Consider the following 12,187-nt stretch of genomic DNA (forward strand, 5'->3'; position numbering starts at 1 on the left):
CTGCTTAATATAAAACTCTAACTTTTGGGGGTCACATCAAATTAGCTCTTTTTTGCTATTTCCATTATTTCTTTCAGTTCATTTGTAAAACCTTTTACTGCTTTATTTCCTAACACAGTAACCGGAACACCTAAAAAGCCGTACTTCTCAACCTCTGTTTGATAATCTGAGTTCGTTGAAATATCCCTCACCTCAAAAGGTATGCCTTCCTCCGTAAGGACTTTTTTGACCATTGTGCACTCTATACAGTCATTTGTGGTATAGACGATGACTCCTTCGGCCATAGTTTATCCTCTCCTTCCATCCGTTGTTACTCTTCATCAAAATATATAAGTTCTGCTACTATTTTATCACTTAGGGAGAACACCCCGAAAGAATATTGCTTCTGTCTTCTTTTGTCAGTTGGCGATCCTGGGTTAAAAATTAATATTTCCCCTTCATATCGGTTCACCGGTATATGAGAATGCCCAAAGATAATACAATCTACTTTTTCACCTTCAAATGCTGCAATTGCACGTTTTTCCGTTGTTTTCCCCTTTCCATGACCGTGGGTAATACCAATTTTATAGCCATATACTTCTACAATTTTTTTTAAAGGGAACAATCCAATTATTTCGAGGTCATCCACGTTACCGTATACACCTTCAACTCTTGCATACAACTGAAGTTTTTTATAAACATCAATGGTTTGCCAGTCTCCTGCATGCATTATCATATCTGCATGCTGCAATTCCACTATTAACCTAGCCGGCAAGCCTTTTTTACTTTTTGGTAAATGAGTATCTGAAATTACGACAATTTTCATACTTATTCCTCTTTATTTCCGAAAAAACTCTCTATACCGTCTGGCATCTTCCAGAATATCGATATTTCCCACCTTATAACGACAACAATATTTGACATCAGAGCTCAGGTAATGTCTGTTATTGCGCTTTCCCGAGAAATATAAAAAATTTCCCGAATTTTCAATTAATACTCATTGCAAAGAAACCGCTTACATAATTAATTATTTTAAGGAAAAAATATTGTCAGCACGTTATATGGAGGAATATTCATGGACGACAAAGTATTTAGATTAATAAATCAATTCACAGGCCGATATCGTTTTCTTGATACATTTATGATAATTATTTCTAAAAAACTCCGTTATCTTTTTGCGTTAATTTTGTTAATCATGTGGTTCCGAAATAACAAACATAAAAGACTTACTACTTTTGCAGGAATTTCTGCAATTATTACATTACTGCTCACTAGTGTTATTAAATTGGTTTATTTTAAGCCTCGACCATTTTTAAAGAAAAGGGTTAATCTATTAGCTCCGGTCCCTTCAAATAAGGAATCTACATTTCCAAGTAAACACACGACCCTAGCATTTGCAATAGCAATTTCAGTGCTTTTTTACAAGCGCACATTAGGTTGTATCCTGTCCGTATTAGCTTTCCTAGCAGGGTTATCTCGTATTTGGATGGGACAGCATTATCCCTCTGATATTATTGGCAGCGCTATGATAGGAAGTATAGTTGCTTTATGGGTAAACTTTTCATCAAACTTTTGGGATCCCTTTATTACCCGAGTTATCCATACCTACAATCGTTTCTTTTCTTTAAAATAACTATAGTTTCCTTACACATTTTTCTCGTTATGTAAATTAACAAAATCGATAATCAAATGGTTTAATTCTCCCGCTGCTTTTGTAGGTATTTGATGTTTTTCCTTATCAATAAACTTTAAATCACTGTCTGGCAATTTTTCTTTTAAGAGATTCGCATACCGATGAAATGATTTGTCTTTCTTCCCATAGACCATTAATATGGGAAGATCGATATTTTCTAATTGATTTGTACAATTATATTTTAAACTATATTGGTAATATTGATTAATATTTCTGGCATCACCTTTAACTGCTTCATTGTACAATTTTCTAAACGTCTCTTTTGTATCGGAATTGCCCCATGTAATCGCCTGCGCCAGAAAAGAAAATGTCCTAGGATTTGCAAGTTTAACCGCTAAAGAAATCCTTTTCCTCAAATAAAAATCGCTAACTTCCGACATTCCACTAACTAATATACTCCCTAAGGCTCTGTCGGAATAGGTCAGCATGAATTCTAAAGCAATAGAAGCACCAGTCGAATAGCCGCATAAGTAAGCTTTTTCTATCTCTAAATGATCTAATAAATGTTTAATATCTTCCACAATTAAAGGATACGTAATCGGATTAATTGAATACTGGCTTCTTCCATGCCCTCTTAAATCGAAAGCAATCACATTAAAATCATGAGATAGTTCATCCATTTGGTATCTAAAATTCTCACCCGTAAGTAAAGGAGGATGGATAAAAACTATAGAAGTTCCATTTCCTTTTACATTATAATACAGGCTGACTCCGTTCACATCCAGTATTGGCATTATCTGTTCACCTCAATAATCATTTTAATAATTTCATTTCAGGATAAAGGAAGTTTGCAGAATCACTTTATGGATTATAAGAGACCTGCTTTTGTTATTATACCTTCATTTGTCAGTCCGAATTCATAGCCAATTAAAAGGAAGTTCATAAGCCATCAACTTCCAAAAGAAAAAAACTGTTCTCTTATAAAAGGAACAGTTTTTTTCTTTTGGCTCTGTTAATCTATTTGGTTTAGTTTTGCTAAATCCAATCCCCTTCCGCTGGCTCGCACGACAGACTCCTCGATTGTTCCTCACTAAGGGGTCTCACCTGCCTCACGTTCCCGCTGGAGTGTCGCGAATTTCGCAAAAATCATTTCATAAAAAATCAACATTCACCTATAACACAGCTTTCAATTAAAGAAACAAGAAAGCAATTGGCGTTACTAAAATTAATGTTAATACTGTCCGTTCAAACCAAATTATGATTAGCTGTGGAATACTTATCGGTATTTCAGTTGAAAGGATACTTGGAATAGATGCCGAAAAGAATAGAATGGATGAAATGGCAACCGTTGCGATGATAAACTTAGTTATTAAAGGAGCATCGACTACGAGTAGCGCAGGCAGGAACATCTCAGCAATTCCAACTGCAGAAGCTTTTGCTGCAAGGAAAGGTTCTGGAATTTGTAAAGCCCAAGTAAATGGATAAAAAATATAGCCTACAATATCAAATACAGGTGTATATTCAGCCAAAACTAAACCAATTAGTCCGACAGATAAAATGGAAGGGAGAATACTCATGGTCATAATAAACCCTTCTCGCAGGTTTTCCCATAAATTCTTCCCAAGACTTAAAGAATTATTTGCCCCTTCCATTGCATGTTTCCATGCATGCTGTAAAAACTTTTCCTTAATCACTACCTCTGGGTCTGCTTTATCCGAAATATACACTTCGCTCATTTTATTTAATGGCCAAATTCTTGCGGTAAGTGCGGTAACTACATACGTGATCACTAATGAGACCCAAAAATACAAACCCCATAGGTGCATAATACCAAGAGTTTTCGCTACGACAATCATAAATGTTGCAGAAACGGTTGAAAACCCTGTTGCGATAATGGCCGCTTCTTTTGCTGTGTATTTTCCCTCTTTATAAAGGCGGTTGGTCATTAATAAACCAAGAGAGTAACCACCTACTAAATCAGCTACCAAATCTACAGCTGAACGTCCAGGGGTTTTCCATATCGGCCTCATGATTGGCTGCATTAATATCCCAATAAATTCTAGTAAGCCGTATCCAATAAGGAGCCCCAAAAATAAAGAACCTATTGGAACAACTAGACCTACAGATACAACTAACTTTTCAAAAAGGAATGGGCCCATATTTGGAGCCATCAACCATGCAGGTCCTACCTTAAAAAATAATAGAATGGCAACAAAGAATCCTAGTACTTTTAAGATAGAAAATACTATCGTAACCTTGTCCTTATTCCATGTTTTTGAAATAAAAGGATAAACAGCCCCTAATAAAATTACAATGAAAGCATAAACAGAGACGAAAGAAGGGAAACTTTGTTTAATCCACGTTACCATATGATCAATAGGAATTGACGAAACATTATTTAAGGTAATAGGAATAAAAAACATAAAACTTCCTATTAAACTATAAATCACAAATTTCAGAATATTTTTAGTAGAATGAATTTGTTTTTCATCTGGTTCTACATTTATCTTAAGATTCGGTGCACCCATACCCATCCCCCTAGTATAATTTACCATCCTAATTTTATCCCATTTGTCCACCCGAGGTGGACAAATGGGTGAAATGTCTTTTTGCTGTGCCTGTCACCGCAGCTATCCATTCGATATCAACCGCTATCTAGTTGCTAGCACCTTGTCGAAGCATGACTCCCGTAAGGAAAGTTAGGAATACGTGAGTTCCGAGTTTCACTGTTGGCTGGACTTGTGTGTCTTTTAGTGGATCTAGACAGACAATGTCCATTGCTTTTACTTTTGGATGACGACCTGCTGCTAGTACCCCTTCTAGCAGTTCATCTGTTGTCATCCCCCCCGGCGTTGATGCCGGGACCCCTGGAGCATAAGCTATATCTAACACGTCCATATCTACTGTTAAATAAATGGTATCAACCTTTGAAGATAACTCTTCTAAGCATTGCAGAACGGTTTCTTCTATTCCCTTTTTTCTGGCTTTGCGGAGTGTAATATAGTTGACTCCTTTTTCATCTGCATACTGTTTTAAATCCTTTGTATTAAAAAATCCATGGAGACCAATGTTGTACATATTGTTCCCTTCTACCACACCACTCTCAATTAAATTTCGCATGGGTGTTCCGTTAGAAGGTCCATTATCTGACATATCCCGCAAATCAAAATGAGTGTCGAATTGCAATATCCCAATTTTTTCTGAAGGCTTTGCCTGATTCATTCCCTTCACCATCATCGCTGTGATGGAGTGGTCTCCACCAATGGCACAAACCTTCGAATTAAAGAAATGCGTATTAATAGCTGCTGACGCTTCAACAATATTCTCATGACACTTAGCAATATCGGTAACATGCATTGGAACATCTCCGGCGTCAAATGCAGTCATTTCAGACAAATCGACATCATCATCTAGATTATAAGTGGCAAAGACCCGCCATGAGCGTCTGAAGGCTTCGGGAAATTCTGAAGCACCCGAAGCACTAATCGATGAACGGGACAAAGGAACACCGAGGATGACAACCTCAGCGTCCTTGCACTTTTCAGGGTCAGTCAAAGCAGTAATTGGCTGAATCCATTCATGAACCTTCAGCCCTGCCCCATTTTCAGGCATTACCCACATAAAACTAGAAGGATTCATTTTTGGATAGAGAAAGCTCTTCAAGTAATTGACCCCCCCTAACAACTACCTTTCCAGACTTCACGACTGTATGCGTATGATTAACCCCATATGAGTATTGAAGTTTCATATAATTATCAACACTAAATATCGTGATGTCGGCTTTTTTACCAACCTCTAAACTGCCAATTTCTAGGCCGCGATTAATTGCATGTGCAGCATTGATCGTCGCGGCAGTAATCACCTCTGCAGGTGTCATCCCCATTTTTAAACAGCCAAGATTCATAATAAACGGCAAAGACACTGTTGGAGATGAGCCTGGGTTACAGTCAGTCGATAATGCAACCGGCACACCTAAATCAATCATTTTTCTACCATTTGCTGAATCCGCCATTAAAAAGTAAGCGGTCCCCGGGAGAAGTACGCCGACCACACCTTTTTCAGCCATCGCCTTCATTCCATTCTCAGACGCTCTTAATAAATGGTCTGCAGATATCGCCCCCACCTCGGCAGCTAATTCAGCTCCCTCATATGGCTCGATTTCGTCCGCATGAATCTTAGCAATCAGTCCGTGACGCTTACCTGCCTCAAGAATCCGCTTTGATTGCTCAGGGGTAAATACACCATGCTCACAAAACACATCATTGAATTCTGCCAATCCCAGCTCCGCTACCTTTGGAATCATTTCATTTATGAGCAGCTCAACAAATTGTTCTGGATTCTCTTTATACTCTTTTGGAACGGCGTGTGCGCCCATAAAGGTAGAAACAACATCGATGACATGCTTTTCATTGAGCAATTTCGCGACTTCAAGCTGTTTAAGCTCCGTTTCCCACTCCATCCCATAGCCGCTTTTCGCCTCAACCGTTGTCACGCCGTGAAGCAGGAATTGATTTAAGCGTTCAAAGCTTTCTTCGAAAAGCTCTTCATGAGAGGCTGACTTTGTTCTTCTAGTTGTTGCATGTATTCCACCACCGCTATTCATGATTTCCATGTAGGTGGCTCCTTGCAGCCTCATATTAAACTCATTTTCCCTGCTTCCAGCATAAACAAGATGGGTATGAGGATCTACAAGACCAGGTGTTACAAGCTTTCCACTTGCATCCACTATTTCTGCATCACCCAGACGCTCTTTATATTTTTCAAAAAGTACCGCATCATCTCCTACAGCACAAATGACTCCGTTCTCAATCCAGACACTTCCATTTTCAATCACATTAAGCTTAGACATCTCTTCCTTTACAAGGGGAGCATGTGAACTCCCGTGTATTGTCACGAGTTGAGATGCATTTCTTATAAAAATTGGCTTATTCATTCAATCACCTCTTTAATCTTGATTCAGCATTGGCATTTTGATGCCTTTTTCCTTTGCTGTCTTAATCGCGAGTTCATAGCCTGCATCAGCATGTCGAACAACGCCCATCCCAGGATCTGTAGTTAATACCCGCTGCAAACGAACTTCTGCATCCTTGGTACCATCTGCCACAATAACCATTCCGGAATGCTGAGAATAACCCATTCCTACTCCGCCGCCATGGTGAAGGGAAACCCAGCTTGCCCCGCCGACTGCATTGATCATGGCATTAAGAATTGGCCAGTCAGAAACGGCGTCACTTCCATCCTTCATTCCTTCTGTTTCCCGGTTAGGAGATGCAACAGAGCCTGCATCTAAATGGTCACGGCCAATAACAATCGGTGCCGATACTTCACCAGAGGCAACCAGGTCATTAATGATTTGTCCTAAACGGGCACGATCTCCATATCCTAGCCAGCAAATACGAGCGGGAAGCCCTTGGAAGCTGATTTTTTCCTGTGCCATTCTTACCCATTTACAAAGGTGCTCATCATCCTTAAACTCACGAAGTAGCACTTCATCAATTTTACGAATATCCTCAGGATCCCCTGACAATGCTGCCCAGCGGAAAGGTCCTTTTCCTTCGCAGAATAATGGACGGATATAAGCAGGAACGAAGCCAGGGAAATCAAACGCATTTTCTACTCCCTCGTCCTTTGCCACCTGACGAATATTATTACCATAGTCGAAGGTGATAGCGCCTTTTTCCTGCATCTTCAGCATAGCCTTTACATGGATGGCCATGCTTTGTTTAGATAGTTTTACATATTTAGATTGGTCTTCTTTTCTAAGCTCAGCTGCTTCTTCTAAGCTATAACCCATTGGAACATAACCATTTAACGGATCGTGAGCAGAAGTTTGGTCAGTTAACACATCCGGGATAAACCCTTTTTCAATCATAATCGGCAGCAGCTCAGCAGCGTTTCCAATCAAACCGATTGATAACGCCTTACCAGCTTTCTTTGCCTCCATTGCAAGATTAATAGCCTCTTCTAAATCGCTCGTTTTTACGTCGAGGTAAGCGGTTTCAATTCTGCGATTGACTCTAGTTTCATCAACATCAATCGCTAGACAAATTCCATCATTCATCGTTACGGCTAACGGCTGTGCGCCACCCATGCCTCCAAGACCGGCAGTTAAAGTAATCGTATGCTTTAATGATCCGCTGAATTCTTGTCGTGCCAGCTCCGCGAACGTTTCGTAGGTTCCTTGGACAATTCCTTGCGTTCCAATATAAATCCAGCTGCCCGCTGTCATTTGTCCGTACATCATTAACCCTTTTTTATCTAACTCATGGAAATGCTCCCAGTTTGCCCAGGCAGGAACTAAATTGGAGTTTGCAAGCAACACACGAGGTGCGTCCTTATGTGATTTGAAAACAGCAACAGGTTTACCTGATTGAATTAACAATGTTTCATCGCTTTCTAAGTCAAGCAGTGACTTGACTATCGCGTCATATGCTTCCCAATTACGGGCAGCCTTCCCAATTCCACCATACACCACTAAATCCTCTGGCCTTTCTGCTACTTCTTGGTCAAGATTGTTCATTAACATTCTTAGTGCAGCCTCTTGAATCCAGCCTTTAGCATGTAATTCTGTTCCTTTATAATTCTTAATTACTCTTGATTTCGATGTACTAGCTTCCATACTATTCACTCCTCTATGTCTTTTATCTCTCCTTTATTATAAAAATAAAATCTTCTGAAAAATACAAATCAATCATTAGAAAATTAGCACTATTTATCTGTATAACTCGTTTATTTTTAGCCTATAACTATATTATTTTTAGAAAAGTATACTTTTATTAGAAAAAAATAAACCTCAATATGTTCTGAGTCTTATCCCTTTTTATTCATCCGATATTCTCTCGGCGTAACTCCGACTACCTCTTTAAAGATTCTGCTAAAGTAATTAGGATTATGAAAACCCACCAACAGTGCTACTTCCTTTACTGGCTTATTGGATTCAAGCAAATACCTTTTCGCTTCTTTCATTCTTATACCTGACATGATGTCCGTAAAGCCTTTACCTGTTTTTGAAATGAGCAGGTGACTGAAATAAGATGGATTACGGTCGACAAACTTTGCCACATCCTCTAGCTTTAGATCCTTGTTAGAGAAATGGGACTCAATAAAGGCAATTCCTCGCTCTACGAGGTCTTGTTTGAACATCTGGGGATTAGAGCCTGCTGCTAAAAATAATTTTTGAACAAATAAGATTAAATTTTGTACTGACCGATAGAGCACACTATCATACAAAATGGAATGAAAGATATAGCGGTACTCTTTTTCATAATTTTGCTGTTCGTCTAAATCATAGGTTTTCATAAAGCGCCTTATTTGCGCTAAGATGCTCGTTAGCCTAATTCTTACCAATCCTGGATCTGGATAAGGATCTTCCAATTGGAGAAATTCATCATATAGCCATTTTTTTATACCTTCTATATCATGATTTGCTAGCATGTCCACCCACACCCTTTGTTCAGGTGGTGCCAAAAAAGGATCGATATGTATCCATTCAGGAGTATACTTAAACTCCACAATTTGCCGATAGCCATGATAATAGGTAAATTCGAGCATTTTCTGCGTTTCTTTAAATTTTTCTTTAAGGCTTTCTTGTGGTGATTTATTGTTACGTACCACAATAGCAAGCGTGTCAGAGAATTCCTCTTCCCATTTTCTCATTGCCTTTTGGCACTGTTCTTTACTATTCTGAGAAGTTTCTTTAAATAAAAGAACAACCATATCGTTTAAAGGGAATATCCCATGAATTTCTTCAAAAGGATAATCGGTTAAATATGAATACAGGACATCAAGGTTCTTTGTATTTTCAATTTTAAACGCAGCCATTTTATAGTCCTCTGAAACTGCGCGCTCTGAAATAAACAGTGCCTCATACGATAAGTCCTTATTGAATTGTAGATGAGGAGAAGCTTTTGTATCCTGCTTCTTATCCAGTACTTTTGTTGCTTTTTGATAAGCAGACTTCACCTTGGTGGCAGAAAACGGTTTAATCATTAGCTCTAGGGCTTGAAGGTCAATCGCTAAGCGAGCTTTCTCAAAGGTAGCCTCCGCACTTGTTAACAGCAAAATAGGTTGATAGATTTGTATTAAATCTCTAAAACTAGACCAATTATCACTGCTAACCATATCCAGTTCTAATAAAATGATATCCGGTGACTCTTTCTCAAATGTAACGATAAAGTCTTGATAATTGGAGGCTAATAGAATCGTGGACACAGGTATGGAGGATGATTTTAACAGCCATTTTAATCCCTCTCGTTCATTTAGATCACGGTCTGCAATCAGCCATTTCCCTTCCATTAAAATCGCTCCCATCTAAAAATAGTGCTACTAATATAATAAAAGTATACATCTTACGTGATAATCTACAACTATTTTCCGTTTAAATATCTTATACATAAAATGAAATAATTTTAGCAGAATTCATAGGTTCATTATGCGCATAATAATTTTTGTGACTAATGTAAGAGAGGGGAAAAACTAGGGATGAAATGGCACAAAAATTTACTAAAAATGGTACAGGACCGTCAAGGTAAAAAACTAGCTTTAGTCGTGGATACCTCTACAAATGAAACAAAAATTGATCTCATCGCAAATATTGTTACATTTTTCAAAGAGCTAACTCCTGAAACCACACTCGTACAAGCTGATTTTAAAATTCGGACTACAGAGCCCATTACGGAAGGTTCAGAAATAAAGTACTACACACACGGCAAAGCATCCTATACCTTGGCACTTGAATGGGCCGAGGAAGAAAAAATCGAAACGGTATTTTATATCACTGATTTAACAGGTTTTTTACCGGAGGACATGCAAGTTCCCTTTGAGGTGTATTGGCTAGTGCCGACCGAATTTGTTCCGAAAGCACCTTTTGGAAAGGTAATGAAAATCGTTTAGGAAAAAGCATCAGCAAAAAGAGGAGTAAATCTCCTCTTTCAATTTTTCGTGTATTAAGATGAGCTTTCATCCAACTCAACGGTGGCAGAACTTTGAAAAGAAGAAGACGAGCTTTCTTCATTCTGAATGGCAATGGGTTGCTCCCTCGCTGGAAGTGGTAATGTATTTTTCTCAACAAGCTGCTCTAATCGAGTAATTCTTTCCTGTAATTGAGCACGCTCCTTTTCCGCCATTATCCCTTTTGAAGAATAGTATGGATCCTTTTCCCACCAATCCATTCCTATTTCTCTAGCTTTGTCTACCGAGGCTACCAACAGCCTTATTTTTATCGTTAACAAATCGACATCGGCCAATGATATTTTTATATCCCCTGCGATGACAACTCCTTTATCGAGAATTTTTTCAAGAACATCGAGTAAATTCGATGATTGCGGCGGGTGATGAATGGGCATATATTATCCCTCCTAATCGGCGATTAAAGCAGTTTTCCTAAAGGTCCCAATTCAATATTGAGATCCTCATTTTCTAAACCAAAAACCATCTTTAATTCTTCCATTTTTTCTTCAAGCCTCATTAATGTTAAACCTAATTCTTCAATTTGTTCATCAGTTAATGAATCACTTTCCACTCTCCGCATTGCCTGCCTTTCCATCAGCTGGCGGAGAAGTTCAATAACCGTAAGAACTAATTTTGCTAAACCTTGCTCTACCTGGTTGGAATCAAGTGGTAATCTCTCCATCACCTATTGCCCCCCCAACAATTTTTCGCTCGTATGGTCCAAAGGCACTTTCAATCGACGAAATTAACAGATTAAGATCCACAACAATTAAATCAATATTGGCAACGGAAATTAATATCTCACCACTAACCACTACGCCGGTATCAATGATTCCGTCAAGGAGATCCAACATTGTCATTTCTTTATTTTGAAAAAGATGAACTTGTTCCATTGTTAATTCTCCTTTGAAAAATGATAAGGCGGCCAGGGTCCGCTAACTTGGAAGGTACAACCTAACACAGAAAATTCTTGTTCCAATTCTTTGATTTTAGTTAAAAACTGTTCAGATTTCCTTTTGTCAATAAGAAAATCACAATTGACAATCATGTCATCCTTTCGTTCGGTTACTTCCCTCCCCCAAATTTTCCTAAGCTTTGACTCAGCGAAAATTAACTTTAACTTTTGTTCCATCTGGTGCCACCATTGGGATTGTGCTGATTCTAATTTAGCTGTAATCAGCTGATTAAGCTTCTTTTTCATAATAAATTGTTTTCCCTTTGGCATCGTCGCTATGTTTTCCCTTAACTCGAGAACTGCTGGATTATGATTTACGACATAGGAAAAAGCTTGTTCCGAGTTACAATAAATTTTTATATTCCATTCTTGTTTTTCTTTCAATTTAATGAGCTTTTGTAAAATCACTTCATATTGCTCGTTAAGTAAACTGATTAAATTTTCTTCTTTTTGGAAAATTGTACAAAATGACATCGGGAGGATTGTTAACTGGCTATGAATCGCTGAAATACATTCATGATGAATTTGTGCTCCACAATGGAATGCTTCTTCGAATAATCACCGCAGGGACAGGCGGTCTCTGCCTGTTCCGAGTCGCTTCGCTTTCCGCAAGCGGTTCGGGAAGCCTCCTCGGCGCTGAGAGATGAGCGGGGTCTCCCCTGTCCCGTCCT

The 12,187-nt window shown here is 38.6% G+C and carries 13 protein-coding genes and 1 pseudogene; 2 read left to right on the forward strand and 12 right to left on the reverse strand.

All coding sequences use genetic code 11. The features are described from left to right. Positions 1–41: 41 nt before the first annotated feature. Positions 42–284: a glutaredoxin family protein gene (locus tag CHI06_RS27435; protein ID WP_095251811.1), complete on the reverse strand. Its 243-nt coding sequence runs from the start codon at positions 282–284 to the stop codon at positions 42–44. A gap of 26 nt (positions 285–310) precedes the next feature. Continuing rightward, positions 311–805 carry a metallophosphoesterase family protein gene (locus tag CHI06_RS27440; RefSeq protein ID WP_095251812.1) on the reverse strand — a complete coding sequence of 165 codons (495 nt, stop codon included), beginning with the start codon at positions 803–805 and terminating at the stop codon, positions 311–313. A 249-nt stretch (positions 806–1,054) separates the two neighbouring features. Between CHI06_RS27440 and CHI06_RS27445 the strand changes: the two genes are divergently transcribed. Further along, on the forward strand, positions 1,055–1,612 hold the full coding sequence (locus CHI06_RS27445) for an undecaprenyl-diphosphatase (RefSeq protein WP_095251813.1): 558 nt from the start codon (positions 1,055–1,057) through the stop codon (positions 1,610–1,612). An 11-nt stretch (positions 1,613–1,623) separates the two neighbouring features. Here the strand turns inward: CHI06_RS27445 and CHI06_RS27450 are convergent, their stop codons facing one another. From CHI06_RS27450 to CHI06_RS27475, 6 genes are all read right to left on the reverse strand, one after another. Beyond that, complete coding sequence (locus CHI06_RS27450; RefSeq protein ID WP_095251814.1) at positions 1,624–2,406, reverse strand: alpha/beta fold hydrolase; 783 nt, start codon at positions 2,404–2,406, stop codon at positions 1,624–1,626. 396 nt (positions 2,407–2,802) lie between these two features. Further along, entirely contained in the window at positions 2,803–4,140 is a 1,338-nt protein-coding gene (locus CHI06_RS27455; protein ID WP_095251815.1) for a YjiH family protein, read from the reverse strand. A gap of 127 nt (positions 4,141–4,267) precedes the next feature. After that, a complete protein-coding gene (locus tag CHI06_RS27460) occupies positions 4,268–5,275 on the reverse strand; it encodes an agmatinase family protein (protein WP_257009484.1) in 1,008 nt (335 codons plus the stop codon). Continuing rightward, positions 5,238–6,545, reverse strand: a complete 1,308-nt coding sequence (hutI, locus tag CHI06_RS27465) for an imidazolonepropionase (protein WP_095251816.1) — start codon at positions 6,543–6,545, stop codon at positions 5,238–5,240. The genes CHI06_RS27460 and hutI overlap by 38 nt, the downstream gene beginning before the upstream one ends. Positions 6,546–6,557: 12 nt before the next feature. Beyond that, entirely contained in the window at positions 6,558–8,231 is a 1,674-nt protein-coding gene (gene hutU / locus CHI06_RS27470; RefSeq protein ID WP_095251817.1) for a urocanate hydratase, read from the reverse strand. 191 nt (positions 8,232–8,422) lie between these two features. Beyond that, on the reverse strand, positions 8,423–9,907 hold the full coding sequence (locus tag CHI06_RS27475) for a helix-turn-helix domain-containing protein (RefSeq protein WP_179292807.1): 1,485 nt from the start codon (positions 9,905–9,907) through the stop codon (positions 8,423–8,425). Between the two features lie 186 nt (positions 9,908–10,093). Here CHI06_RS27475 and CHI06_RS27480 point away from each other — a divergent pair, with 186 nt between their 5' ends. Further along, positions 10,094–10,504 carry a VWA-like domain-containing protein gene (locus tag CHI06_RS27480; protein ID WP_095251819.1) on the forward strand — a complete coding sequence of 137 codons (411 nt, stop codon included), beginning with the start codon at positions 10,094–10,096 and terminating at the stop codon, positions 10,502–10,504. 170 nt (positions 10,505–10,674) lie between these two features. On the opposite strand, the pseudogene CHI06_RS27485 reads toward CHI06_RS27480, so the two are convergent. From CHI06_RS27485 to CHI06_RS27500, 4 genes and pseudogenes are all read right to left on the reverse strand, one after another. Then, positions 10,675–10,956 (reverse strand): annotated as a pseudogene (locus tag CHI06_RS27485) (gas vesicle protein); the annotation flags it as partial. A 23-nt stretch (positions 10,957–10,979) separates the two neighbouring features. Next, a complete protein-coding gene (locus CHI06_RS27490; protein ID WP_095251821.1) occupies positions 10,980–11,243 on the reverse strand; it encodes a gas vesicle protein K in 264 nt (87 codons plus the stop codon). Beyond that, on the reverse strand, positions 11,224–11,454 hold the full coding sequence (locus tag CHI06_RS27495; protein WP_095251822.1) for a gas vesicle protein: 231 nt from the start codon (positions 11,452–11,454) through the stop codon (positions 11,224–11,226). Before CHI06_RS27495 ends, CHI06_RS27490 begins: the two co-directional genes overlap by 20 nt. A 2-nt stretch (positions 11,455–11,456) precedes the next feature. After that, positions 11,457–12,041, reverse strand: a complete 585-nt coding sequence (locus CHI06_RS27500) for a GvpL/GvpF family gas vesicle protein (protein WP_257009485.1) — start codon at positions 12,039–12,041, stop codon at positions 11,457–11,459. Positions 12,042–12,187 lie beyond the last annotated feature (146 nt).

Source organism: Bacillus sp. 7884-1 (genome assembly GCF_002272245.1).
Lineage (GTDB): Bacteria > Bacillota > Bacilli > Bacillales > Cytobacillaceae > Neobacillus.

Coding starts and splice junctions, on each gene's coding strand:
- CHI06_RS27490 (WP_095251821.1), bottom strand. CDS start 11,243: ATGGAGAGATTACCACTTGATTCCAACCAGGTAGAGCAAGGTTTAGCA.
- CHI06_RS27450 (WP_095251814.1), bottom strand. CDS start 2,406: ATGCCAATACTGGATGTGAACGGAGTCAGCCTGTATTATAATGTAAAA.
- CHI06_RS27435 (WP_095251811.1), bottom strand. CDS start 284: ATGGCCGAAGGAGTCATCGTCTATACCACAAATGACTGTATAGAGTGC.
- CHI06_RS27480 (WP_095251819.1), top strand. CDS start 10,094: ATGAAATGGCACAAAAATTTACTAAAAATGGTACAGGACCGTCAAGGT.
- CHI06_RS27455 (WP_095251815.1), bottom strand. CDS start 4,140: ATGGGTGCACCGAATCTTAAGATAAATGTAGAACCAGATGAAAAACAA.
- CHI06_RS27475 (WP_179292807.1), bottom strand. CDS start 9,907: ATGGAAGGGAAATGGCTGATTGCAGACCGTGATCTAAATGAACGAGAG.
- CHI06_RS27440 (WP_095251812.1), bottom strand. CDS start 805: ATGAAAATTGTCGTAATTTCAGATACTCATTTACCAAAAAGTAAAAAA.
- hutU (WP_095251817.1), bottom strand. CDS start 8,231: ATGGAAGCTAGTACATCGAAATCAAGAGTAATTAAGAATTATAAAGGA.
- CHI06_RS27495 (WP_095251822.1), bottom strand. CDS start 11,454: ATGGAACAAGTTCATCTTTTTCAAAATAAAGAAATGACAATGTTGGAT.
- hutI (WP_095251816.1), bottom strand. CDS start 6,545: ATGAATAAGCCAATTTTTATAAGAAATGCATCTCAACTCGTGACAATA.
- CHI06_RS27445 (WP_095251813.1), top strand. CDS start 1,055: ATGGACGACAAAGTATTTAGATTAATAAATCAATTCACAGGCCGATAT.